This window comes from Collinsella sp. CLA-ER-H6, from assembly GCF_040092305.1.
Classification (GTDB): domain Bacteria; phylum Actinomycetota; class Coriobacteriia; order Coriobacteriales; family Coriobacteriaceae; genus Collinsella.
The window spans coordinates 51442-76988 of the sequence record NZ_JBBNLS010000010.1; the positions used below are offsets into that span (position 1 = coordinate 51442).

Below are 25547 nucleotides of genomic sequence, written 5' to 3' on the forward strand. Positions count from 1 at the left end.
ATCTATGTCAGATACGAAGGCGAAGAAGACAAACAGACGTTTTAAGTTCAAATTACCGCATGTCTATACGATCATGTTCTTGCTGATCGTTGTCTTTGCGGTCCTGACTTGGATCGTTCCCTCTGGTCAGTATCAGCGCAAGACGATTTCGACAGCGGCGGGCGAGCGTGAAGTCGCCGTTGCTGGAACCTATGAACAGGTCGATAAGAACTACACCGATTCCGAGACCGGCGAGACCATCAATCTGGGCCAGGATATCTTCGCGGTTCTGCAAGCGCCCACCAAGGGCATCCAGGAGGCTGCCGACGTCGTTGCGTTCGTCTTATTGATTGGCGGATCGTTCGCGATCATCACCAAGACCAACGCTTTGAATGCCGGCATGAGCCGTGTGATTAAAAAGCTCAAGAACAAGGACATCCTCATCATTCCCATCACGATGACATTGCTGTCCATTTGCGGCACTACGTTTGGTATGTCTGAGGAAGCCCTGCCGTTCTATGCCATCTTCATTCCCATCATGATGGGTATCGGTTATGACTCGATGACGGCATTCATCATCTGCTTCCTTGGTCCTAACCTGGGATATTGTGCTTCGACCATCGACCCGTTTAATGTTTTGATCGCCCAAGGCATCATTGGCATCGAGGGTAATCCGCAACTGTGGCTGCGCGCCGTTTCTTGGGTTATCTTCACTGCCGTCGGTATCGCATGGGCCATGCGCTACGCCATGCGCGTCAAGAAAAACCCCGAGTCGTCCATTGTGTACGAAGACGATAAGCTCAAGCGTATTGAGTTTTCCGTGACCGATGCCTCCATCGAGGAAGAGTTCACTATCCGTCAGAAGCTCGTGCTCATCGATTTTGCTTGCGGTATGGGCATTATCGTCTGGGGTCTTGTTACCCAGGGCTGGTACATGAATGAGATTTCCGCCGTGTTCCTTGGCATGGGCTTGCTTGCCGGTATCCTGGGCGGTCTTGACCAGCAGACAATCGCAGAGGAGTTCGTTAAGGGTCTCGCCGACTTTGCGTACGCTGCCATCGTTATCGGTATCGCTCGCGGTATTCTGGTCATCGCCGAGGGCGGCATGATCATCGACACCATCCTCCAGGCGCTCGCTACCGCGCTCGCCGGTGCACCCGCCGCCGTCTACACCACGTTTATGTATATCGTCCTTGGCCTGCTCTCTTTGCTGGTTCCCTCGAGTTCTGGCCTGGCGGCGCTCACCATGCCCGTTATGGGCCCCCTGACCGAGCTCATGGGCCTCAATCCCGAGGCAGCCGTCACCGCGCTCCAGTTTGCCAACCAGACCATCAACACCATCAGCCCCGTGGCGGGCATGACGGTCGCCGGTCTTGCCGTGGCTAGGATTTCGTTTGGCCAATGGTGGAAGACCATTTGGAAGTTCTTCATTTTCATGGTCGTCTTTGGCGTGATTGTAACGGCAATCTCTGGCATGCTTCCGGTGTAGGTGGTTGTGATGTCTGATCGTTTGACGGTCCTGACGTCTAAGAGCGTCTTTACCGGTACGGGGGACCTGCCGTTTGAAGGTTTCGTAGCGGTCCGTGGCAATCGAATTGAGGCTGTTGGCACCAAGTGTGAGGTAGCTTCGTATTTGACCCAGGCGGACGAGGTAGTTGACCTGGGCGACCGCACTGTCATGCCTGGCCTGATCGATGTGCATACCTTCTATACAGGTTGGGCGCTGCGGACGTTGGGTTCTGATCTGTCCGGCATCGCTGATGCCAAAGAGGCTGTGTCGCTCTTGCGTGCGTGGAAAGAAGATCATCCGGATTGCGCGGCGGTTTTTGGCCACAACCTACCCGAAACGTTGGCATCGGATGCCGAGAACGCAAATACGGCAGCTGTGTTTGACGATTGTTTTGGCGATATCCCTGTCGTCTGCTTTACACCGGGAGCGGAGACCTGCGTTCTCAATGCTGCCGCCAGTGCGCGATACGGCTTTACACCCCAGGCGTGCTATGCCGAGAAGATCTGGCGCATGATGAGCGATTTCCTCGCGCTGCCCGAGGTGCGTGCCGGGTATTCGGACTACATGAGCATGCTTAACGAGCGTGGCGTTACCGCCATCAAGGAGATGGCGTTTGATGACTACTACGGCTTTGCCGACGAAATGGCTCGCCGTGAGGAATCTGGTGAGCTGACGGTTCGCGTCTCTATGATGTCGCAGCCGGTGGGCGCCGGTGCAAATCTGGCATATGCCCGCGAGGCGCGAGAGCGCTTCCGGGGACCGTTCGTTCGTTTTTCTGGCTTCAACCGTATGACCGATCGCGGCGTATGGGCGGGGCTTGCCGAGATGATAGACCCCTATGAGGACTCGGCCGATGCGGGCGCTGCCGGCAAGACGGTCGTCGAGGAGCCAGAGTGGGATCTGATTGAGAACGAGCTGCGTGCAATTGATGCTGACGGCTTCCGATATTCCTTGCATTGCCAGGGCGATGGCGCCGTTCGTCGCACCGTGGCGCTCTATGCCTCGCTGCCTCGAGACGAGCATGGACGGATGCTTCGCCGCCATGCGATTACCGATCTCGAGAACTCTGACCCGACCGACCTTGTCGAGTTTGGCAAGTTAGGTGGAATTTGCGAGGTCTATCCGCAGATTCTGACGCTGGACCGGCGCGAGGATTGCCTGTCGATGATGCGTCGACAAATTGGCGAGACGCGACTTTTGCACAGCTGGAATCGCCGCGGCATGGAAGATTCCGGATGCACAGTGTGCTGCGGCACGGATTTGCCGCTGCTGATTCCGAGCCTGGGCGAGTCAATCTACAGCGCGTGCGGCGGATTCTTCGCCGACGGACTGCCCGTGAATGAGGTCAACACGCTGACGCTTGTCGAGCTCTTGCGCGCTTGGACTGCCGGGGGCGCGTACGATCTGATGCGCGAGGACGAGCTGGGTACGCTTGAGGTTGGCAAGCTTGCCGATATCTGCGTGCTCGATCGGGATGTGTTCGACCTCGATTATCGCGACGCACGCGATCTTGCGGTTGATATGACGATGTCGGACGGACAAATCGTGTTCGATCGAAATAAGGAGGCATAAGATGTCTGAATCCAAACCGACGCTGCGCCGCGAGCAGATTGCGGGCATGAATATCCACTACATCATGTGGTCGCTCGATTACTTCCTTGATGTGCAGCAGCGTTTGGGCTTTGAGTCCATTGAGCTGTGGTGTGCAGAGCCGCATGTGACGCTCGACCACACGGGCTACTTTGAGGCTGAGGTCCTGGCGAAAAAGGCTGCAGACCGTGGGCTTAGGTATCGTACTCTGTGCCCCGAGAACGTTGTCTATCCTTGGCAGTACTGCGCACGCAAACCGCTGCATGAACAGCGCAGCCTGGCGTACTTTAAGCACGGCATTGAGCTTGCCGAGGTACTTGGGTGCGACCGTATGTCCGTCAACTCGGGCTGGGGCGACTGGGACGAGGACCGCGAGGAAGCCTGGAAGCGCAGCCGCGAGCACTTGTCCATTCTGGCGGAGTATGCCGGCGAGCACGGTCTGGTGCTTACGATGGAAAGTCTGCGTCCCGAGGAGAGCAACCTTGTGACGACGGTTTCCGATGCGAAGCGCATGATTGACGAGGTCGCGAGCCCGTACTTACAGCCCATGGTTGATACAACCGCGATGGGCGTTGCAGGCGAGACGCTCGAGGACTGGTTTGCCGCCTTTGGTGATGGGGCAATTCACGAGATGCACTTTATCGACGGTGACCCGTATGGCCATCTGGTGTGGGGCGATGGCAAGCACGATATGGACGCCTTCGTCGCCACGCTCAACGCCCATGGTTTCGACGGCATGCTGGGCCAGGAAATCACGGACGGTCGTTACTACGATGATCCGGCGGCGGCAGATGCCAAGAACATGGCCGCATTCGAGAAATATCTGATTGACTAAAACAACTATCGGCCACGCAGCCAACGTCATTGATTGCGGCCAAACAAGAAAGGAACTGGATATGAACGCACACGATCTGATCAAAGAGGCAATTGCCGAGAAGGGCAAGTTCGACAGCGTCTACTGGATTGCTTGCGGTGGCTCCATGATCGATTTGATCCCGGCCCATGAGCTTCTGCAGCGCGAGGCAACCACCTTCACTTCGTATATCTATACGGCTCGCGAGTTCGATATCATGCGTCCGCGTCGTCTGGGCGAGAAGTCCCTGGTCATCGCTTGTAGCCACAGTGGCAACACCCCTGAGGTCGTCGAGGGCTGCGAGATTGCCCTTGCTGCCGGCGCTACGGTGATCGCCCAGACCGACAACGCTGGATCTAAGATCGACACCGGTAAATGGACCACGTGGGTCTACCCGTGGGGCGAGGGCGTGCCGCAGGCCGAGGTCCCCGCTGGCATTTCGCTGTCGCTTGCGGCAGAGCTGCTCGATCAGCAGGAGGGTTACGCCGATCTTGCCGATATGTATGCCGGTATCGCCGAGATGGATAAGATTCTTCCCCCGGCACGCGAGAAGGTAAATGCCGAGCTGGGCGATCGCTTTGCCAAGCTTTGCCAGGAGCACGAGTTCTTCTATATTCTGGGCAGCGGTCCCAACTTTAGCCAGACCTACGGTTTCGCTATCTGCTCTCTTATGGAGATGCAGTGGCAGCACTGCAGCTACATCCACTCTGCCGAGTACTTCCATGGCCCCTTCGAGGCTACTCAGGATGGCGTTTTTTACTTCCTGCAGATGGGCTCCAGCGAGTGCCGTGCTATGGACGAGCGCGCCCTGGCGTTCCTTAAGACGCATACCGATACGCTGATGGTGCTCGATGCCAAGGAGTACGGTATGGAAGCCGTGCCGGCGAGCGTCCGTGCCTATCTGGACCCGGTGCTGTTCTACGCCATGAACTGCGAGCTGCGTGCTGCACGCGGCAAGGTGTTTGATCACGACCCCGATTTCCGTCGCTATATGGGTGTTGTCGAGTACTAGAAGGGACAAAGGCCATGGCATTTAACGTTAATGCGCTCGGATTTGGCGACAACGTCGTCGATCGCTACGAGCATATCCACACCATGTATCCCGGCGGCAATGCGGTGAACTTCGCCGTTTATGCCAAGAAATGCGGTGCCGCACGCTCCGCATACATGGGCATTTTTGGCAATGATGCCGCTGCCGAGCATGTCATTGCAAGCCTCGAGGATGAGGGTATCGAGCTTGACAAGTGCGAGCAGATGATTGGCGAGAACGGAGCGGCTCGCGTGACCGTCGTTGACGGTGACCGTGTCTTCCTTGGCTCCAACGAGGGCGGTATCCGTGGCGATGCGCGCTATGTCCTCGATCGCTTTGACCTTGCGTACATGAAGCAGTTCGATGTGGTTCATTCGGGCAACTATTGCTTCACCGAGCGCGAGCTGCCCAAGTTGAAGGCTGCGGGCGTCACGGTCTCTTTTGACTTTTCGGACGACTCCACCGACGAGTACTACGAGCAGATTGCGCCCTACGTCGATTTCGCTTTCTTTAGTGCGGCGGATGCCGCGAGTGAGGACGAGATTCGCGAACGTCTGGCATGGGTGAAGGGCCTGGGTCCGCGTTTTGTGTCGGCTACGGCGGGCGCCGAGGGCTGCATTGCTTACGACGGCGAGCGCTATTACCGCCAGCTGGCTAAACCGGTAACGGACATGAAGGACACCATGGGGGCGGGCGACTCGTTCCTCACCTCGTTTTTGATGTGCTATCTCGATTCCGCCAAGCGTGGTGAGGATGGCGCCGAGGCCATCGAACGCGCGCTCGACTTTGCTGCCGGGTTTGCCTCGACCGTGTGCGGTATGGAAGGTTCTTGGGGCCACGGAGCACCAATCGTCGAATAGCCGAGCTGTCCCGGGGAGCTGTATTGGTGCCTTCCCGTGACTCGGTGGTCAAAAAAAGCCAAATATGAGTACTGTGACTAATTTAGTCGCAGCAAAATCGACCCCTTCAGACGTGATTTGAGCGTTTGGAGGGGTTTAAGATTGCGAAAATGCAGGATGAGTGACTGTAAAAGTGTAAGTTAATGGACAATCGTAGATTATTCTGGTGGTCGGAAAGCTCAGAGTAATGTATCCATTTCGCTAGCAGTACTCATATTTGACGTTTTTTGACCACAGGGGTTAGCGGAGGCTAAAAACAGAGCGTGCATTCGCTAAAACCGCCGACTCAATATGCTTTGCGTCGCATTTTTTGAGCGAGGCGACGTGTTCTGAGGCGCTTTCGAGCGATCTGATGAGTGACTGTGCGCTTATTTCTGCGTTTGCCTCCGCTGGTGCATCGGTCTCGAGCAGTAAACGATCGAGTGGAATTTGTCGTACGTATTCGCGTCCTCGTTTAGATGCGAGCATGCGTTCGTTGACGGAAAAATAACAGCCCGCATTACGCGCGCGGACGAGTTCGTCCGAAGTACCGCTAAACCAGTGGAAGATGATAACGGGGGAGTCGGGGTTTGGGATGAGTAGTCCATGCGATTCGAGGACGTCCAGTACGGCTCCTGCCGAACGAACGGCGTGAATTGATATCACGCGCCCGGTAAGAGGATGCTGCACGAGCGCATCGCAGAGCCGGTTAAGTGCCTGTATTTGTAGCGGCTCGCTTCCAGCAAAGCGCGCGGAAAAGTCGAGTCCGACTTCGCCGATGTAGCGTTCTTGGGCAGCAACTTCGCAAAGCAGATTGACTTCGACAAAACCGCAGTGGCCATCGGCGAGCCACCAGGGGTGAAGCCCAACGCCGGCGATGATGCCTGGTTGGCGACAGGCGCGCTCGTTTGCGGCCGAAAAGTCGCGCGGATTGACGCCGCAGTCAAATAGACCCAAGCCCAGCGCCGTCGCCTCATCGGCAACGGCGTCCGGGTGAGCCATTAAATCAAGATGGCAGTGTGCATCAAATAGCCGGGGCTCCATCTCGGTGCGCTCCGCTAGTCCAGACGTTGGCCATCGGAGCGTACGCGCTCAGTGCCGCGGCCGCTGATCTGGCGGATAACCTCGCCGGCAATCATCTGGCCCATGATGGGCGGCATAAAGCTGGCGGTTCCCAGCTCGGTGCGCTCGTGGATGTTGGAAGGGTCGCGGGGCTGTGTCTTAACCGATTCCTCGCAGCTAAACAGTACATGCAGGCTCTTGATTCCGCGCTTCTTGCATTCTTTGCGCATGATGCGGCTCATGGGGTCACGTACCGTATCGAAAATGTCGGCAAAGCGGAGGCACTCGGGATGGAGCTTGTTGGCCCCGCCCATGGAGCTGACCAAACGAATGTCGTGGTCCTGAGCATATTTGGCAATGGTGAGCTTGGCCGAGATGGTGTCGATGGCGTCGACGACGTAGTCGAGCTTGCCGTCCGTCTGCTCCAAAACGCTCGCGAAGAAATCATCGATGTTGTCGCTCAGCAGGTATTCGGTGCGCTTGATGACGGTAGCGGTAGGGTTGATGTCGTGAATCATAGCCTCCATGACGTCGACTTTGCGCTTGCCGACGGTGCTGTGAAAGGCGATGGCCTGGCGATTGATATTGCTGGGCGCGATGATGTCCTTATCCAGAATGACGAAATGACCGATGCCGCCGCGGGCGAGTGCCTCGCAGCAGTTGGAGCCCACGCCTCCGCAGCCGAGCACTAGCACCGTAGCATCGGCGAGCTTATCGAGTGCCTCGCGGCCCATGATAATCTCGAGCTTGGTGTCGCGTGTCTCGATGGCGGCTGCGGCAGCGGTTTCGGTCATAAATATCCTCCGATGGGGAAGCAGGTCGTGTTTTAGCTATCGCCATTATAGGTAATCGCCCATAGGTTGCGATGGCGTTTGCTTTGATGTGGGTTGAAGCATTGCGATTAGATAGTTAGACAAACATCTAAATATTGAGTATAGTGTGCACGTCATGAGAGATGATGAGAGGAGGTCTTATGCCGGGAGAGGGTTTTAAGGCGCTTGCCGATCCAACGCGACGGCGCATTTTGGAGTTGCTGCGCGAGGGCAATTGCACGGCGGGGGAGCTTGCCGAGCATTTCGATATCAGTAAGCCGTCGCTGAGCCATCACTTGGCGACGCTCAAAAACGCCGGGTTGGTGACCGACGAACGTCATGGCCAAAACATCGTTTACAGCTTAAACACCACCGTCATGCAGGACTTGATCGGTTGGTTTATGGGCTTTACAAACACGGAAGGTGATAAGGATGAATAACGAAAACAAGGGCATTCACGCCACGGGGGTATCGTCGCGCGTGTGGGCCATGCTTGTTGTGGTCTGCGCTATTAATGTTGTAGCGCACCTCATGGTGATGCCGAGCCTGCCTGCACAGATTCCCACGCACTGGGGCGCGAACGGCGCCGTCGACGGTTGGGGTCCTAGTTGGATGGCCTCCGCGCTCGGCGTGCTGCCTCTGGCGCTTCTCGCAATGTTCTGCATGGTGCCGCGCATCGACCCCAAAGGTGAGGCATATCGAACCTCGGGCAAGTTCTACCAGGGCTTCGTAATCGCCTTTACCTTGTTCATGTGCGCCATAAGCTGGCTGGGAGAGCTTACGGTCTGGGGCGTAGTGCCGGCGGTCGGTTCGGTTAACGTGCTGATTTCCGGTGTTGTCGGTTTGCTGTTCATCGGCGTAGGCAACTACTTGCCGCGTGTGAAGCAGAACTATACGCTCGGTATCAAGACACCCTGGGCGCTTGCCGATCCCGAGAACTGGCGCCGTACGCAGCGTTTTGGCGGCGCCGGCTTTATGGTGCTGGGTATTGGCCTGATTGTGATGGGCGTGGCAGGCAGCGTGCTTTCGAGTGAAGTCGTCGCCGCGGTGATTGCGGCTCTGGCGTTTGGTTCGGTTGGAGCCGTTTACGTCTACTCGTATCTGTTGTGGCGCAAATCGCAGCGAGCCGCTCGTTAAGGTTGCGGAAAACTAGCGTACGCAGTTCATAGTATGTTCCGGGGGACTTTTCCCAGGTAGTATTAGGGGGTGTGGGCAACCATGCCCCTTTTTCGTTACGTTTCAGAGCTGGTTCCCTCATTTCGTTTCCACTAAAGCGAATCAAGAATAGGGAAACAGCAGGTAGAAAGGATAGAACAGGCAAATGGCAGAGTTTATCTACCAGATGTATCAGGCTCGCAAGGCCCATGGCGACAAGGTGATCCTTGACGACGTGACCCTGAGCTTCTACCCCGGTGCCAAGATCGGCGTCGTGGGCCCCAACGGTATGGGCAAGTCGACCCTGCTCAAGATTATGGCCGGCATCGAGGAGGTCTCCAACGGCGATGCCAGGCTCACTCCCGGCTACACCGTGGGCATCCTGCAGCAGGAGCCGCCGCTCGACGATGACAAGACCGTCATCGAGAACGTGCGCATGGCGTTTGGCGACATGATTGCCAAGGTCGATCGCTTCAACAAGATCGGCGAGGAGATGTGCGACCCGGATTGCGACATGGACGCCCTCATGGCCGAGATGGGAAAGCTCCAGGACGAGATCGACGCCGCCGACGGCTGGGATATCGATTCCAAGCTCGGCCAGGCCATGGACGCCCTGCAGCTGCCCGATTCCGACATGCCGGTCAACGTACTTTCCGGCGGCGAGCGCCGTCGCGTGGCCCTGTGCAAGCTGCTGCTCGAGGCTCCCGACCTGCTGCTGCTCGACGAGCCCACGAACCACCTGGACGCCGAATCGATCCTGTGGCTCGAGCACTTCCTGCACAACTACCAGGGCGCGGTGCTTGCCGTCACGCACGATCGCTACTTCCTGGATAACGTTGCCGAGTGGATCTGCGAGGTCGACCGCGGCCACCTTTATCCCTACAAGGGCAACTACTCCACGTATCTGGAGACCAAGGCCGCCCGTATCGAGGCGCAGGGCAACCGCGACGCCAAGCTCGCCAAGCGCATGGAGGCCGAGCTCGAGTGGGTACGCAGCTCGCCCAAGGCTCGCCAGGCCAAGAACAAGGCCCGTCTGGCTCGTTACGAGGAGATGGAGGCCGAGGCCCGCGCAAGCCAGAAGCTCGACTGGACCGACATTCGCATCCCCGTGGGCCCGCGTCTGGGCAACAAGGTGCTCGAGGCCCATCACCTGCACAAGGAGTTCGATGGCCGTGTGCTCATCGACGACCTATCGTTCACCCTGCCGCGCAACGGTATCGTGGGTGTCATCGGCCCCAACGGTGTGGGCAAGACCACGCTGTTCAAGACCATCGTAGGCCTGGAGCCGCTGACTTCGGGCGAGCTCGAGGTGGGCGAGACCGTCAAGATCTCCTATGTCGATCAGAACCGTTCCGGCATCGACCCCGATAAGAACCTGTGGGAGGTCGTCTCGGATGGCCTGGACCACATGATGGTCGGTGAGACCGAGGTTCCGAGCCGTGCTTATGTGGCGAGCTTTGGCTTTAAAGGCCAGGACCAGCAGAAGCGCGCCGGTGTACTCTCCGGTGGCGAGCGCAACCGTCTGAACTTGGCGCTTACGCTCAAGCAGGGCGGCAACCTGCTGCTCCTCGACGAGCCCACGAACGACCTCGACGTCGAGACGCTGTCCTCGCTCGAAGCGGCGCTGCTCGAGTTCCCGGGCTGCTCGGTGGTCATTAGCCACGACCGTATGTTCCTGGACCGCGTCGCCACGCACATTCTGGCGTGGGAGGGCACCGACGAGAATCCGGGCAACTGGTATTGGTTTGAGGGCAACTTCGAGGCCTATCAGGCCAACCGCATCGAGCGCCTTGGCGAGGACGCAGCCCAGCCGCATCGTATCCACCGCAAGTTGACGCGCGATTAGTCGAGCTCAGGTGACCTAACGAGAAAGGGACGATAACCTTGGGGTTATCGTCCCTTTTTGTTACTTGGTAGAAGGCTCGACTTTATCGATGGCCCAGGTGGATCCGAGGCCACCGGTGGTATTGCGGCGGATGCGCACGGCAACCTCGCGGCGCTCGCCGGCCTGCGTGTAGCGCAGGGGGAAGCTTGCGCGGTTTCGCGCGGCCTCGATGGTACCGCGCTCGCGGGCGATCCAGTAGTACTCGCCGACAATGCCGAGGGTATCGGCGCCGTAGGGGAGATAGGTCGACAGCTGGTGCAGAAGCGGGCCGGGGCAGAAGACCTCGGTTGCGAAATCGACGGGGAAGTCCTCGGGGATGGCGGGCGCTACGGGTGCGGGGGCCGGTACCATCGCCGGTGCGAAGGCCTGCTCATTGACGGGCGTCATCTCGACGACGGGCACGGGTTCGGTGCCGAGTACTGATTCGGTGCCCACTTTCGGCATCGCCGCGGAACCTGCAGGCTCGACGATAGCGGGTGCGTCTGCGGTCGCGGTGTCGAGCTCAACCTGCGTCGCGCTCTCATTCTCGACGCTCGACTTTGCCTCGATGGGCGTGGATGCCATGGTGGTGATGCCGGCGTTTGCGTTCTCGGGGTCATAGACGACCGTGAGCGAGATGGCGGGCTGCGGCATCTCGGGCTCCGGCGCCGACTCGGTAGCGTCTTGATCAGCGGACTCGTCGGGCTGATTGTCCTCGGTCTCGTTGCCAAAGACATCGCTGTTTTGGAACGCAGGCGTCTCGGGTTGGTCAGCGGCTTCTTCGGTTGTCGACTTGGGCGCTTCGTTGAGCTCCACAGTGGCTTCCTGCTCGGATATGACTTCGGAATCGGTCGTGGCGGCGATTTCGGTTTCGGCTTCTGCCGTTACCTCAATAGCGACTTCGATCTCTGTCTCGGGCTCGGGTTCCGGCGCGGCTTCAACCATGGCTTCGGGCTCGGGACGCTTAACGTGCTTGGGGCGCACGGCCTTGAGGTCCTTCTCACCGCGCTTTTTCTTTTTGTAGGACTGCTTGGCGCCCTTGGCGGTCTTGGGCTTGTCCTCGCCCTTGGCAAGCGCAGCATCCCAGGCCTCGTTGGCGATGACGGTGGCATACAGGCGGCCGCCTTTAAAGACGGTCAGCTTAATGCAGTCGTTAAGTTCCTCGAGCAGCTCGCGCGTGGACTCAAAGCCCAGGTCATAAGCAGTCATGTCGCCTGCGGCGAGCGCCTCCTCGACCTGCGTCATAAACGTTTGCTTGCCGCATCCAATCGCATCGCGTAGCAGGCGATACAGATAGATGTGGTTGCCCAGCGAAAGCGTGGGCCTAACTATTGTCTTGCTCATGGCAAATCTCCTCTTTACACATGTAAAGCATCTTACCATCGCATAGCGTTCGCCATGGCGGCGCCCAAGGCAAACGGGCGCGAACCGCTGTCGATTCGCGCCCGTTATACAGGTCGGTTATCTATGAGAGGCAAATGTGCTTAGTTGCCCGATGCCGTGCCTTGGCTCGAGTTGTCAGATGCCGTGCCGGACGCGGTTCCGCTCGAGCTGTTCGAGCTGTTGGTGTTGCTGCTGTCTGTTGTGCCCGTTCCCGACGTGGTGTCGCTCGTCTGGCCGCCCGTGCTCGGCTGCGAACCGTCAGTCGTTTGGCTTGAGTCGGTCGTGCCGGACGGCGTGCTGCTGTTGGCCGTAGAGGAATCGGTGCCCTGCGATTGGTTTTGGGCGTTCGAGGACGAATTGGCAGAGGTAGAACTGTCTTGCGTGTCGTCCGTCTGTGCCTGCTGATCCTGCGGCTGAGTGTTGCCATTTGCATCGCTCTCGGTCGTGCGCGACGACAGGATTGGCTCGGGACGCTCGCCCAGACCCTCACCGGCAGTGGTGATAAGGATGGCGCCGGCGCAGGCGATGACCGCGACGATGGCGATGGCGATCGAGAAGACGATGACCTTCTTTTGTGTCTGGCTGCGCTCTGCCGCCGCCTTGGCGCGCAGGCTGTTGGGGGCGACGCGCGCCGTGGTCGCGCGTCCCGCAACCTGGCGCATCTCCTGCGTGGTCGCGGCGCCACCTAGGTGCTCCTCGACATTGGGCTCAACGGGCTCATAGGCGCCGGCGGGGTAGTCGACGTCGGCGTGCGTGCCCTTGATTGCTTCGGCGCTGGCGGAGATAAAGTGGCGATAGACCTGCGAGGACACAACAGTGATGACTGAGCTCACAGCGGCACCAATCACCGAGCCGGCAATGCCGATCTTTGAAGCAAGCGCCACGCTCGTGGCGGCAGCTGCGGCGCCGGCGATGATCTGGGGAATGGAAATGTCGTCGAACAGGCCCTTTTTGGGCGCGATGGCCATGGTCTGTCCAATGGAATGGTTCTCGTGTACGCCGTTGTTGAGCGATGCCGGCGTCATGACGCGCGTGCGCGGCGCGTCGGTGTACTTGGTTGTCATACGGGGTCCTCCCGGTGTAAATCTGCTTCGTTTCGTGTAGCCATCAGGGTACCCACCAGATGTGAATCGTACGTGACATTTAACAGATACCATCAACTCATCAATTGCTCACCAAGTTGGTGGGATGCGGTTCCACCCGGCGGTTGAACTACAATAGGGCTTGCTAATTGTGTTGAATAGCGTTTACGCACGGGAGCATTCTTATGAATCTTCACCTTTCTCAGTCTGATGGCTTTTTGCGTGTGGCGGCGGCCTCGCCGCGGATTCGCGTGGCCGATGTCGAGGGCAATGCCGAGGTTGCGCTGGCGGCTGTTCGCGATGCTGCCGGGCGTGGCGTTCGCGCGTTGGTGTTGCCCGAGCTTAATCTGACTGGCTATACCGCGGCCGATCTGTTCCATAATCGCACACTGCTGCATGCCTGCGAGGCTGCTCTGGTGCATATCCTCGATGAAACCCGTGAGCTGCCGATCGTCTTTACCATCGGTCTTCCCGTTGCGGTTGCCGAGAATATCTACAACTGTGCCGCCGTGTGCTGCGCGGGCGAGCTTTTGGGCCTCACGGCCAAGAAGTATCTGCCCAACTATGGCGAGTTCTATGAGCGTCGCTGGTTTGCTCCGTCGCCTGCGGATCCCGTGTGGGTTGAATTTGCCGGTCAGGGTCCGGTTCCGCTGGGTTCGGGGCTTGTCTACCGCTGCTGTGATGAGGGTGCCGAGGATATGGTGCTGGGCGTTGAGGTCTGCGAGGACCTGTGGGTGCCGGCGCCCCCTTCGACCGAGATGGCGCTTGCCGGTGCGACGGTGATTCTCAACCCGTCGGCCTCGGACGAGATTATCGGTAAGGCAGATTACCGCCGCAGCCTAATCTCCAATCAGAGCGCGCGCCTGTACTGTGCCTATGCCTATGCAGACGCGAGCGAGGGCGAGTCCACGACCGACATGGTCTTTGCGGGCGAGAACCTTATCTACGAAAACGGATCCAAGCTCGCCGCCACTAAACTGCTTACCTGCGATATGGCGGTGGCCGATGTCGATCTTGACCGGTTGGTTGCCGAGCGCCGTCGCTCGACGACATGGACGCGCTCGGACGATGCGCCGGAGGCCGTGACCGTCGAGTTCTCGTTTGAGGGCGTGCTGGCCGAAGAACCTGTCCTGCGCGATGCCTGCGATATCGACCGCGTTTTCCCGCGCGCGCCCTTTGTGCCGGCCGACCATGGCGACTTGGCCGAGCGCTGCGAGACGATCCTCGATCTGCAGACTGCGGGCCTCAAGACCCGCCTTGCCCACACGGGTACCAAGGCGGCCGTCATCGGCCTTTCGGGCGGCCTCGATTCCACGCTGGCGCTCCTCGTGACCGTGCGTGCGTTCGACGCCTTGGGCCTGCCGCGCACCGGTATCACGGCCGTGTCCATGCCCGGCTTTGGCACGACGCACCGCACCAAGTCCAATGCCGAGTCGCTCGCTCGCGACCTAGGCGTGAGCTTTCGCGAGGTCTCGATCCATGCTGCCGTGGAGCAGCACTTTAAGGATATCGAGCATGATCCGACCGTGCAGGACGTGACCTACGAGAACAGCCAGGCGCGCGAGCGTACGCAGATTCTGATGGATTTGGCCAACCAGGCTGGCGGTTTTGTCATTGGCACGGGCGACCTGTCGGAGCTGGCGCTCGGCTGGGCTACCTATAACGGCGACCACATGAGCATGTACGCCGTCAACGCGAGCGTGCCCAAGACGCTTGTGCGCCATCTGGTGCGCTATGCCGCCGATGTCTTTGGCGGGCGCATTGCCGAGGTCTTGCTCGATATCCTCGATACGCCGGTGTCCCCCGAGCTTCTGCCGCCCACGGGCGACGGCGAGATTGCACAGAAGACCGAGGATTTGGTGGGCCCGTACGAGCTGCACGACTACTTCCTCTACTATCTGCTGCGTTTTGGCTTTGAGCCGGGCAAGATCTACCGCATGGCGCTCAAGAGCTTCGAGGGCGTCTACGACGCTGAGACCGTCCACACGTGGCTACGTACGTTCTACCGTCGCTTCTTTGCCCAGCAGTTTAAGCGCAGCTGCCTGCCCGATGGTCCCAAGGTGGGCTCGGTGACGCTCAGCCCGCGCGGCGATTGGCGTATGCCGAGTGACGCTAGCTCGCGTCTGTGGCTTGCGCAGATCGACGCGCTCAATCCAGTTGACTAAGGTTGGCTAAATTGAACCAATACGGGGGTTGCAAGCGTTACACTTTTGCAATCTGATGGCCCGTATCGCGCGGCGCTCTTGTCGGAGCGCCGCGTTTTTTATATCGAAAGGTGGCACCATGCAGGCATCGCAGCGTCTCGACCGCTTTGGCGCGGAGGTCTTCGCCTCGCTCAACAACAAGCTTCTCGCGCTGAAGGCTCAGGGCAAGACCATTTACAACATGAGCGTGGGCACGCCCGACTTTAAGCCGTATGACCATGTGGTCGAGGCGCTCACGCAGGCAGCCCAAGATCCCGAGATGTGGAAGTATGCCTTGCGCGACCTGCCCGAACTCAAGCAGGCCGTGTGCGATTACTATGAGCGTCGCTTTGGCGTTTCGGGCATTACGCCGTCTATGGTGCAGTCGTGCAACGGCACGCAGGAGGGCGTGGGCCATTTGGGCCTGGCCCTGCTCGATCCGGGTGACACCATTCTGGTTCCCGATCCGTGCTACCCGGTCTTTGAGGCGGGTGCCAAGATTGCCGATGCCAAGCTCGAATACTATCCGCTGGTTGCCGAGCATAATTACCTGCCCTATGTGGCGGGTATCGATCCCGAGGTGGCCGATCGTGCCAAGTATATGATCGTGTCGCTGCCCGCGAACCCGGTCGGCTCGGTGGGCACGCCCGAGGTCTACGAGGAGATTATCGCCTTTGCCCGCGAGCATGATCTGTTGATCGTTCATGACAACGCGTACTCCGACATCGTGTTTGACGGCGAGCCCGGCGGCAGCTTCTTGCAGTATCCCGGTGCGCTTGAGGTGGGCGTGGAGTTCTTCTCGCTCTCTAAGTCGTTTAACGTCACCGGTGCCCGCATCGGCTTTTTGGTCGGTCGCGAGGATGTGGTCTCGGCCTTTGCCAAGCTGCGCGGCCAGATCGACTTCGGTATGTTCTTCCCGATCCAGAAGGCTGCCATCGCCTGCCTGAACGGTCCGCGCGATGAGGTCGAGGCGCAGCGTCTGAAGTACCAGGAGCGCCGCGATGCCCTGTGCGACGGTCTTGAGGGCCTGGGCTGGGAGCGTCCCAATGCGCATGGCTCTATGTTTGTGTGGGCCAAGCTTCCCGGTGGTCGCACCGATTCTATGGCGTTTTGCGAGGAGCTTATGGAGAAGGCCGGCGTTGTGGTAACGCCGGGCGCGAGCTTTGGCCCTTCGGGCGAGGGGCACGTGCGTATGGCACTGGTCTTACCGCCCGACCAGATCGCTTTGGCTGTCGAGGCCATTCGCGAGGCGGGCCTGTATTAGAGACCTATTTCGACACGTCAATAGCTCGAAACCGATTTCGTGCAGTTATTTTACGAATTCTGCAAACAATTTCGGTAAACGGTCGATTTTTGGCTGCGAATAGGAGCATAATCAAAGTCCCGATTGGATGTATTGGGATTACGGCAAGCCGCTCGGGTCGTTCCCGGGCGGCTTGTTTGTGGAGAGAGATGGGAGTTTCTAATGGTTAACGAGAAGAAGGTCGCTATTGTCGGCTGCGGTTTCGTCGGTTCGTCTTCGGCGTTCGCTCTGATGCAGAGTGGTCTGTTCTCCGAGATGGTCCTCATCGACGTGGACAAGAACCGTGCCGAGGGTGAGGCCCTGGATATCGCGCACGGCATGACGTTTGCCGAGCCGATGAAGATCTACGCCGGCGATTATTCCGATGTCGCCGACGCCGCCATGATCGTCGTCACCGCTGGCGCTGCCCAGAAGCCCGGTGAGACCCGCCTGGACCTGGTCAACAAGAACGTCAGCATCTTTAAGTCCATTATCCCCGAGATTAAGAAGTCCGGCTTCGACGGCATTCTGCTAATCGTCTCCAACCCGGTCGATGTCCTGACCTACGCCGCCATCAAGATGTCCGGCCTGCCCGAGGGCCACGTCATCGGTTCCGGTACCGTGCTCGACACCGGCCGCCTGCAGCAGATGCTTGGTGCCCACGTCGAGGTTGACCCGCGCGATGTCCAGGCCTATGTCATGGGCGAGCACGGCGACTCCGAGTTTGTCGCTTGGTCCAGCGCTCAGGTTGCCGGCGTTCCGCTGAACACTTTCTGTGAGCTTCACGGCCACTTGGAGCATGAGGCTGCCGAGAAGCGCATCGCCGAGGACGTCAAGAACTCCGCCTACACCATCATCGAGAAGAAGCACGCCACCTACTATGGCGTCGCCATGGCCGTCAAGCGCATCTGCACCGCCGTCATGCGCGATGAGCAGACCGTTCTGCCTGTCTCTTCGCTCATGGTGGGCGAGTATGGCCTGTCCGATCTTGCCATCTCCATGCCGACCGTCGTTGGCCGCGACGGCGTTGTCTGCCGCGTCCCCGTGCCGCTGAACGACGACGAGCAGCATGAGCTCACCGTCTCCGCCAAGGCCCTCAAGGACATCATCGACAGCGTCGATTTCTCCTGCTAAATCAAGCTCGCTAGAGCGAAAAGCTACAATGAAGGCGTCCGGGCCCACACGGTCCGGGCGCCTTTTTGGTGCAAAGTAACCTGACCCCAATGCACCATCCCAATGCACCATAGTTGATGGGAGGGCCATGTCGGATTCGCCTAATTTTTTGACCTATGCCCAGACGGCGTTTGATCCGTTTGAGGAGCGGCCGTTCTGCGCGGTGGATAGCCTCGTCTTTGCGTGGTTGTCCTATTTGCGTTTGCCGGGTGATATGGCGGAGCTGACGAACTGGCAGGGCCTAGACGTACGCGAGCTGCTGCGTGCCGAGTGCTACCGGGACATGATTGACGACTTGTGGGACCCGGAGGGGAGCAGGGCCTTGTTGGAGGCCGTGGCAGCAAGTCCTCGCTACCGTGGCGTGCACGTTTGCGGCTATCGTGCTGTGAGCGATATGGTGGCGACGGAGCAGTTTGCAGCCATGGCGTTCCGGTTTCCGGCGGGGTTTAGTTATCTTTCCTTCCGGGGGACCGATAGTACGATTGTGGGCTGGAAAGAAGACTTTAACATGGCGTTCCGGTGTCCTGTGCCGGCCCAGGAATCCGCGGCACGTTATGTGGACGAGGCGGCGGATGCGATTGGCGGGCCGCTTTTGTGCGGGGGTCATTCCAAGGGTGGAAACCTTGCGGTGTACGGTGCAGCGATGTGCTCCGATGTTGCCCGTGAACGAATCGAACGGGCGTATTCCCATGATGGCCCGGGCTTCGTCGAGGAGTTTCTGAACGGCGACGCCTTTGCCGATCTTTCCGGTCGAATCGACAAGACGCTACCTCGGTCGTCGATCTTTGGCATGATGTTCGAGACACAGGAGGACTATGCCATCGTTGAGAGCACCGAGTTCAGCCTGCTGCAGCACAATCCCTTTAGCTGGGTGGTTGATGGTCACGACTTCGTGTACTGTGAGCGCCTGTCTGCCGGTGCTCGATACGTTGATGGTTCCATTCGTGAGATGCTGCTTGCAGTGTCGCCTAGCGAACGCGAGCGTTTTGTAGATGCGTTGTTCTCCGTGTTTGAGGCTACGGGTGCTGAGCGGTTTGCGGATATCGCTGGGAATCTGCGCGAGAGCCTGCCCGTGATGCTCCAGGCTGCGCAAGGCTTTGACGAGGATACACGACGCTTTGTCTCGCAGACCATCGTTGCGATTCTTAAGTGTGCGCTGCTGCCCAAACGACCCCAGATCGACGTGCCCGCTGCCGGCAAGAGTTTGGCAGAACAGCTCGAGGCTTGGCAGTCCGAGCTCCTGCGCTAACCATTGGTGCAAGCAACCTGTCCCCGATGCACCAATCTTCGAAGCGCCTGGGGCGGGCTCGACCGCTATACTGATTCGTGCCGAAATCGATCTAGAACGGAATGCCGTATATGAAAATCAATCACGCGATTCTGCATATCCTGGACTTTGACTCTGCCGTCAACGTCATGAGCCAGCGCGAGTTGGATATCGAAAGCCGTACTGTCCGCAACTTCGTGACCACACATCTGCGTCGCGCGCGCACTTCGGCCGATAACAAGCGTGCCACGTTTGCCGAGAACTCCGCATTCGGCGGCGAGCTCAAGAGCTATTTCTTTGGTGAGCGTGAGTTCGTGGACCTGTCGCAGCAGATTGCGGAGTTCATCTCTTCCGAACTCACCAAGGCCGAGAAAGCTGAGTCCACCGACGTGCTCGTGGCTGATTTTGACGACGATGAGGATGCCCGCTGGTTTGCCATGATGCTGCTGGGCTCCAAGCAGGCCTTTATGCACGAAGTGGGCCGCGAGGAAGGGGAGGTGCGCAACGACATCTCGCGCCACTACGCCATTCTGCCGAACCCCTCGCAAAAGGTGCCGAGCTATGCCATCGTGCGCGCGAGCACCATGGAGATCGGCTATGTGGACAAGAAACGCAAGATCGCCGGCGAGGACCGTATGCTTATCCCCGATGGCCTGCTGCAGTGCGACACGGGCGTATCGGGCAAGGAGGTCATCGACACCGTGACGCGTGTGGTCGAGGAAGTCGCCGGGGAGCACGGTGCCAACACGGCCGTGGCGCTCGCAAAGGTTAAGGCCGCTGTGGCCGAGAAGGTCGAGGATGACGAGGAGCTGCCGCCTTGGGATATCGTCGACGAGGTCTTTGAGGACGAGCCGGTCATCAAGGAGAGCGTGCGCGCGGCACTGACCGAGGAGAAGGTGCCTGAGCGTGTGCCCGTGGAGCGCAAGCAGGTCGAGCGCGCGGCCGTGCGCAATCACAAGATCCGTACCGACACGGGTATCGAGATCAGCTTCCCGGCCGAGATGGGTTCGAACTCCGAGTACATTGAGTTCGTCAACGAGCCCAACGGCCTCATTTCCATCGAGCTCAAAAACATCGGGTCAATTGAGAATCGATAAACTGAGCTTGGACGCTGCAAAAAATAAAGGCCGAAGCCTCGGATGAGGCTTATAGGACAAAATGTGTGTCTACTTTGGGGCATCGGCGCAGGTCGATGCCCCCTTTTCAGCCGTTTAAATTCCGTGCCCGCTTTTAACCGCTCGGACAGAATGTGTGTCCGGTTGCCTATCGTTCCCGCAGGTAGATAACCTTTTCCGGAACCGTTTAATACCCTTTCGGAAGAGGTGCCCATGAAGGCCGTTTATTGCCCCTACTGCGGCGGTCGGACCAAGCGCAACGGCAGGACCTCATCGGGGTCCCAGCGGTGGAGGTGCACGGCCTGCGGCGCGTCGACGACGGTGAGGTACGACGACACGGCGGCAAGGCTGGACGAGTTCCTCGGGTGGCTCCTCTCCAAGGACTCCCAGGCGGCGATGCCGGGCGGCGGGCGGTCCTTCAGGCGCAGGACGGCCGAGTTCTGGGAGGTCTGGCCGATGCCCGCCCCCGACGGCGAGCTGCACCGCGTGCTCCACGTCGACGGGATCTGGGTCGCGCGCGACCTCGTGGTGCTCATATGCTGCAGCGGCGAGAGGGTGGTCTCCTGGTACATGGCGAGGTCGGAGAACTCGAGGGCGTGGTCGGCCCCATGTCGCCGATCCCGGCGCCCGAGGTGGTCGTCACCGACGGCGGGAGCGGGTTCGCCAAGGCCGTGCGCGAGACCTGGCCGCGCACCAGGGTCCAGAGGTGCACCTTCCACGCCTTCTCGCAGGTCAAGCGCTACACGACGACGCGGCCGAAGCTCCAGGCGGGGCGCGAGCTCTACCTCATCGCGCGCGACCTCATGGGCATCGAGACGCTGCACCGGGCCGAGCTCTGGGTCGAGCGCTACCTCGACTGGTGCGGGTTCTGGGCCGACTTCCTGGAGGACAGGACCGTGGTGGACGGCAGGAGGGTCTACACCCACGAGAGGCTGAGGCGGGCGCGCTCGTCGCTGTCGTCGCCGGTGTCGGCGGGGACGCCGTTTACCTACCTCGATCCCGCCCTGGCCAAGGCCGGCCCGCTGCCGTCGACCAACAACATGATCGAGGGAGGGGTGAACTCGCAGCCGGGGGCCGTCCTGCGCAACCACCGGGGGCTGACGTCGGTCAAGCGCGTGAAGGCGGTGTTCTGGTGGTGCCACGCGCACTCGGGGGACGCGAGGACGGCGCGCGGGAAGCTCGCCGCGATGCCGACCGACGCGGACATCGACTTCCTGTTCAGCGTCTACTCCGCCTCGCCGTCGCGCGAGGACGGAGGGCCGGAGTGGGGCGACGGGGCCGTGTGGGAGGACCTCCACCACAGGGACCCGTACCCGTTCTGGCTGGATTAATGGATGGAAACGGGTGTTCTATCGGGACACACATTTTGTCCTGTAAGCCTCGGATGAGGGCTTCGGCCTTTTTGTTTGGGGATGAATTATCCCGCAGGTTGAGCATACGTCAGCGAAAACGCGGTTTGTCAAAACCGCGTAACTATTAAAGTTGACGTAAGCCCTCTTCCAGGCCGGTCTTGCTGTTGGTCTTCTCGTCGCGCATCTTGATGACGCGGGCGGGGACACCGGCCACGACGGCGCCGGCGGGGACATCCTCGACGCACACGGCGCCGGCGGCAACTACAGCACCCTTGCCCACGTGCACGCCCTCCAGGACCACAGCATTGGCGCCGATCATGACATCGTCCTCGATGATGACGGGCGTGGCGCTTGCGGGCTCCACGACGCCCGCCAACACGGTGCCGGCGCCGATGTGGCAGTTCTTGCCCACGGTGGCGCGACCGCCCAGCACGGCGCCCATATCGATCATGGAACCCTCGCCGATAACGGAGCCGATGTTGATGATGGCGCCCATCATGATGACGGCACGGTCGCCGATCTCGACGCGGTCGCGGATGATCGCGCCCGGCTCGATGCGGGCGTTGATGCCCTTAAGGTCGAGCATGGGCACGGCGGAGTTGCGGCAATCGTTCTCCACGTCGTAGTAATCGATGGAATCGGCGTTGGCGTCCAGGATGGCCTTAAGCTCATCCCAGTCGCCAAAGACGGTCTTGCCGCGACGGCCGCCGTAGACATGTGCGTCGCCCCAGGCAACCTTCATGCCGGGCTTCTCGCGCACGTACAGCTTGACAGGCGTCTTTTTGGGCGCGGTGGCGATGTAGTTGATAATCTCCTGTGCATCCATCTCGGCTGCGTTGCTCATTTGCTATCTCTCCTTTGGGCGGATTCGGTTGATACCTGGTTAGGCAAACATGACCTGGTTGAACGTATAGAAGCCGGGTTCGCGGGCGACGAGCTTCTGGGCGGCGGCCAGGGCGCCGTTGACGAAGATCTGGCGGCTCGTGGCACGGTGCGTGAGCGTGATCTCCTCGTCTTGGCCAAAGAAGCTCACCTCGTGCACGCCGGCGACGGTGCCGCCGCGCAGCGAGTGCATACCGATTTCCTTGGGGTCGCGCGCGCCGCACATGCCCTCGCGTCCGTAGACGGGGTGGTAGCCTGCCTCGGGTTCGGCCTCGACTACGGCGTCGAGCAACAGCTTGGCGGTGCCGCTGGGGGCGTCGACCTTTTGGTTGTGGTGAGTCTCGACAATCTCGCAGTCAAAGCCGGGCAGCTCACGCGTGGCCTGGGCCACTAGATGACGCAGGGCTGCGATGCCGATGGAGTAATTGCCCGAGTGCATAACGCGGGTGTTCTGGCCCAGCTCACGCAGGCGGTCCATCTGCTCGGGCGTATAGCCCGTGGTGCCCGAGACCAACGCGGCGCCCGTGCGCTCGACATAGGCGACGACGGCATCGAAGGTCACGACGTTCGAGAAGTCGATGATAACGTCGGCCGCCGGGGCGCTCTCGAGCTCGGACAGATCAAAACCGATCTGGGCGACGATATCAAAAACGGGCTGCCCGCCGGCGTCGACAACGCCCTCGGCGGTGGTGCGGATGAGCGAGCCCATGCGGCCCGTTCCCATAATGACGGTCTTAATCAAGCAGACCAGCTCCCTTCAGAGCATCGGTAAGTGCGGCTCGCGTGTCATCTGCCATGGGGCACAGCGGCATACGGTAGTTTGCCTCAATCATGCCCATCTGGGCGAGCGCTTCCTTGACGGGGATGGGGTTGACCTCGCTAAAGAGGGCATTGATGAGCGGCTGGCCGGCAATCTGGATATCGCGGGCGCGTGCCACGTCACCGTCCAGATAGGCGCGGCACATGTCGTGCACGAGCTGCGGCTGAACGTCTGCCCACACGCTGATGGCGCCCGAGGCGCCCAGGCTCATGAGCGGTACGGTAAGCGCGTCCTCGCCCGAGTACATGCGGAAGTCGTCTGACAGCAGGTGGGCGATCTTGGCCGCGTAGGCGACGTTGCCCGAGGCCTCCTTAATACCCATGATGTTGGGGTGCGCGGCCAGGCGTTCTACGTTGCGCTCGCTGATGCCGCAGCCACAGCGGCCGGGGATGTTGTACAGGATGCAGGGGATGTCCACGGCATCGGCGACGGTCTTAAAGTGCTGATAGATACCCTCTTCGTTGGACTTGTTGTAGTAGGGGGTAATGAGCAGCAGGCCGTCGGCTCCCAAGCCCTGGTAAGTAAGCGACTTGGTGAGCATGGTCTGCGTGGAGTTGGAGCCCGAGCCGGCAATGACGGGGACGCGTCCTGCAACATTCTTGACCACGGCGGCGACGACGGAGTTATCCTCGTCGTCGGTCATCGTGGCGCTCTCGCCGGTGGTGCCCAGGGTGAGGATGGCGTCGGTGCCGTTTTGCAGGTGGAAATCGATAAGGCGCTCGAGTGCGTCAAAGTCGACACTGCCATCCTTTTTAAACGGCGTGACGAGGGCGACGATTGAGCCCTCGAGATTGCGGATGTCCATGTTCTTCTCCTTCGCGTCCGCGATTTGGATGCGTTTGTTCCATTGGGCGGCGACTGCCAGGCGCTCGTCTTGGGCGCGACGGCGGGCACTTTCGGCGCGCGACTTGGCCAACAGCTCTCGGCCGCTCGGCAGCACGTCGAGCGTGGCAAAGTAATCGCCCGGGCGCTCGGCGCGGCGGATGAGGTCGGCCGAGCCATCGGGGCGCAACAGGACCTCGGCGGAGCGCAGGCGTCCATTGTAGTTGTAGCCCATGGAGTAGCCATGCGCGCCGGTATCGTGGATCACAAGCAGGTCGCCCATGTCGATATGCGGCAGCTCGCGATCGATGGCGAACTTGTCGTTGTTCTCGCACAGATTGCCCGTGATGTCGTAGGTGTCAGTGACGGGCGCTGTGGTCTTGTCGTCGCCACCCGGCTGGCCCATCACCGTAATGTGGTGGTAAGCGCCATACATGGCAGGACGAATCAGATCGACGGCACTGGCGTCCACGCCGATATAGTCCTTGTAGATCTGCTTCTCGTGGATGGCCTTGGTGACCAGGCATCCGTAGGGGCCCATCATAAAGCGACCCATCTCGGTGCAGATCGCCACATCGCCCATGCCGGCGGGGACCAGAATCTCGTCGTAGGCTGCGTGTACGCCCTCACCGATGGCGTGAATGTCGTTAGCCTGCTGCTCGGGCAGGTAGGGGATACCCACACCGCCGGACAGATTGATAAAGGCGACATGTGCGCCGGTCTCGCGCTCCAGGCGCACGGCAAGTTTAAAGAGGATGCGTGCGAGTTTGGGATAGTAGTCGTTAGTGACGGTGTTACTGGCAAGGAAGGCATGGATGCCAAAATTCTCGGCGCCCTTGGCCTTGAGCATGCGGAAGGCCTCAAAGAGCTGCTCGGTGGTCATGCCATATTTGGAGTCGCCCGGGTTGTCCATGATGCCGTTGGAGAGCTGGAACAGACCGCCTGGATTAAAGCGGCAGCTGACCGTCTTGGGGATGGGCCCCGCAACGCACTCAAAGAACTCGATGTGGCTGATGTCGTCAAAGTTGACGATGGCACCCAGCTTGTCGGCGAGCTTAAAGTCGGCAGCCGGCGTGTCGTTGGACGAGAACATGATGTCGTGTCCCGTGATACCCAGTGAGCGGGCGATCATAAGCTCGGTATAGCTCGAGCAATCGCAGCCGCAGCCGTATTCGTTGAGAATGGAGATGAGCGCCGGGTTGGGGTTGGCCTTGACGGCAAAGTATTCCTTAAAGCCCGGGTTCCATGCAAAGGCGTCGCGTACTTCTTGCATGTTGCGGCGGATGCCCGCCTCGTCGTATAGATGAAACGGCGTGGGGAACTGCTCGACGATATGCTCGAGTGTCTCCTTGTCCACAAACGGCTGCTTGGCCGCATATGCCTCGTTGGGGGTCAATGCCATGTCCCGTAAACCTCGCTATCCAGACGGCGCCATCTGCGCATCGAATCCGCA

General features: G+C 59.8%; 20 protein-coding genes and 1 pseudogene. 14 read left to right on the forward strand and 7 right to left on the reverse strand.

Features of this window, described 5'->3' with window-relative positions:
• Positions 1-4: 4 nt before the first annotated feature.
• The 5 genes from AAAX77_RS05860 (at position 5) to AAAX77_RS05880 (ending at position 5822) form a co-directional block, all read left to right on the forward strand.
• A complete protein-coding gene (locus AAAX77_RS05860) occupies positions 5-1468 on the forward strand; it encodes a putative basic amino acid antiporter YfcC (RefSeq protein ID WP_195239145.1) in 1464 nt (487 codons plus the stop codon).
• Positions 1469-1477: 9 nt separating this feature from the next.
• Positions 1478-3061, forward strand: a complete 1584-nt coding sequence (locus tag AAAX77_RS05865) for an amidohydrolase family protein (protein WP_349105254.1) — start codon at positions 1478-1480, stop codon at positions 3059-3061.
• 1 nt (position 3062) lies between these two features.
• Entirely contained in the window at positions 3063-3914 is an 852-nt protein-coding gene (locus tag AAAX77_RS05870) for a sugar phosphate isomerase/epimerase family protein (protein ID WP_117629752.1), read from the forward strand.
• Positions 3915-3975: 61 nt separating this feature from the next.
• Positions 3976-4944: an SIS domain-containing protein gene (locus tag AAAX77_RS05875; protein ID WP_117800382.1), complete on the forward strand. Its 969-nt coding sequence runs from the start codon at positions 3976-3978 to the stop codon at positions 4942-4944.
• A gap of 14 nt (positions 4945-4958) precedes the next feature.
• Positions 4959-5822, forward strand: a complete 864-nt coding sequence (locus AAAX77_RS05880) for a PfkB family carbohydrate kinase (RefSeq protein WP_006234359.1) — start codon at positions 4959-4961, stop codon at positions 5820-5822.
• A 279-nt stretch (positions 5823-6101) separates the two neighbouring features.
• Here AAAX77_RS05880 and AAAX77_RS05885 read toward each other — a convergent pair whose 3' ends face one another.
• Both AAAX77_RS05885 and AAAX77_RS05890 read right to left on the reverse strand, forming a co-directional pair.
• Positions 6102-6884 (reverse strand): TatD family hydrolase, encoded by a 783-nt coding sequence (locus AAAX77_RS05885; protein ID WP_349105255.1) that lies wholly within the window; start codon positions 6882-6884, stop codon positions 6102-6104.
• Positions 6885-6898: 14 nt separating this feature from the next.
• Positions 6899-7696, reverse strand: a complete 798-nt coding sequence (locus AAAX77_RS05890; RefSeq protein ID WP_349090809.1) for a tRNA threonylcarbamoyladenosine dehydratase — start codon at positions 7694-7696, stop codon at positions 6899-6901.
• A 179-nt stretch (positions 7697-7875) separates the two neighbouring features.
• Here AAAX77_RS05890 and AAAX77_RS05895 point away from each other — a divergent pair, with 179 nt between their 5' ends.
• From AAAX77_RS05895 to ettA, 3 genes are all read left to right on the forward strand, one after another.
• Positions 7876-8154 (forward strand): autorepressor SdpR family transcription factor, encoded by a 279-nt coding sequence (locus AAAX77_RS05895; protein WP_022094448.1) that lies wholly within the window; start codon positions 7876-7878, stop codon positions 8152-8154.
• Positions 8147-8851 carry an SdpI family protein gene (locus tag AAAX77_RS05900; protein ID WP_349105256.1) on the forward strand — a complete coding sequence of 235 codons (705 nt, stop codon included), beginning with the start codon at positions 8147-8149 and terminating at the stop codon, positions 8849-8851. The genes AAAX77_RS05895 and AAAX77_RS05900 overlap by 8 nt, the downstream gene beginning before the upstream one ends.
• A 184-nt stretch (positions 8852-9035) precedes the next feature.
• Positions 9036-10715, forward strand: coding sequence for an energy-dependent translational throttle protein EttA (ettA, locus tag AAAX77_RS05905; protein ID WP_055251458.1), 1680 nt, complete (start codon positions 9036-9038; stop codon positions 10713-10715).
• A gap of 60 nt (positions 10716-10775) precedes the next feature.
• On the opposite strand, the gene AAAX77_RS05910 is transcribed toward ettA, so the two are convergent.
• Together AAAX77_RS05910 and AAAX77_RS05915 are read right to left on the reverse strand one after the other, a co-directional pair.
• A complete protein-coding gene (locus AAAX77_RS05910; RefSeq protein ID WP_349105257.1) occupies positions 10776-12077 on the reverse strand; it encodes a hypothetical protein in 1302 nt (433 codons plus the stop codon).
• 140 nt (positions 12078-12217) lie between these two features.
• Positions 12218-13180 carry a hypothetical protein gene (locus AAAX77_RS05915; protein WP_349105258.1) on the reverse strand — a complete coding sequence of 321 codons (963 nt, stop codon included), beginning with the start codon at positions 13178-13180 and terminating at the stop codon, positions 12218-12220.
• A gap of 203 nt (positions 13181-13383) precedes the next feature.
• On the opposite strand from AAAX77_RS05915, the gene AAAX77_RS05920 reads away from it, so the two are divergent.
• The 6 genes and pseudogenes from AAAX77_RS05920 (at position 13384) to AAAX77_RS05945 (ending at position 21549) form a co-directional block, all read left to right on the forward strand.
• Positions 13384-15363, forward strand: coding sequence for an NAD(+) synthase (locus AAAX77_RS05920; RefSeq protein WP_349105259.1), 1980 nt, complete (start codon positions 13384-13386; stop codon positions 15361-15363).
• Positions 15364-15481: 118 nt separating this feature from the next.
• Positions 15482-16645, forward strand: a complete 1164-nt coding sequence (locus AAAX77_RS05925) for an aminotransferase class I/II-fold pyridoxal phosphate-dependent enzyme (RefSeq protein ID WP_006234344.1) — start codon at positions 15482-15484, stop codon at positions 16643-16645.
• Between the two features lie 201 nt (positions 16646-16846).
• Positions 16847-17797, forward strand: a complete 951-nt coding sequence (locus AAAX77_RS05930) for an L-lactate dehydrogenase (protein ID WP_022094138.1) — start codon at positions 16847-16849, stop codon at positions 17795-17797.
• 127 nt (positions 17798-17924) lie between these two features.
• Positions 17925-19085 (forward strand): Mbeg1-like protein, encoded by a 1161-nt coding sequence (locus AAAX77_RS05935; RefSeq protein ID WP_195503304.1) that lies wholly within the window; start codon positions 17925-17927, stop codon positions 19083-19085.
• A gap of 110 nt (positions 19086-19195) precedes the next feature.
• Complete coding sequence (locus AAAX77_RS05940) at positions 19196-20200, forward strand: nucleoid-associated protein (RefSeq protein ID WP_349105261.1); 1005 nt, start codon at positions 19196-19198, stop codon at positions 20198-20200.
• Between the two features lie 231 nt (positions 20201-20431).
• Positions 20432-21549: pseudogene (locus tag AAAX77_RS05945) on the forward strand (IS1249 family transposase).
• Positions 21550-21694: 145 nt separating this feature from the next.
• Here the strand turns inward: AAAX77_RS05945 and dapD are convergent.
• From dapD to dapA, 3 genes are read right to left on the reverse strand one after another with little or no spacing between them, the layout of a single operon-like run.
• Entirely contained in the window at positions 21695-22414 is a 720-nt protein-coding gene (gene dapD / locus AAAX77_RS05950; protein ID WP_230317452.1) for a 2,3,4,5-tetrahydropyridine-2,6-dicarboxylate N-acetyltransferase, read from the reverse strand.
• A gap of 39 nt (positions 22415-22453) precedes the next feature.
• Complete coding sequence (gene dapB / locus AAAX77_RS05955; protein ID WP_349105263.1) at positions 22454-23194, reverse strand: 4-hydroxy-tetrahydrodipicolinate reductase; 741 nt, start codon at positions 23192-23194, stop codon at positions 22454-22456.
• Positions 23187-25496, reverse strand: a complete 2310-nt coding sequence (gene dapA / locus AAAX77_RS05960; protein ID WP_349105264.1) for a 4-hydroxy-tetrahydrodipicolinate synthase — start codon at positions 25494-25496, stop codon at positions 23187-23189. Before dapA ends, dapB begins: the two co-directional genes overlap by 8 nt.
• Between the last annotated feature and the right edge of the window lie 51 nt (positions 25497-25547).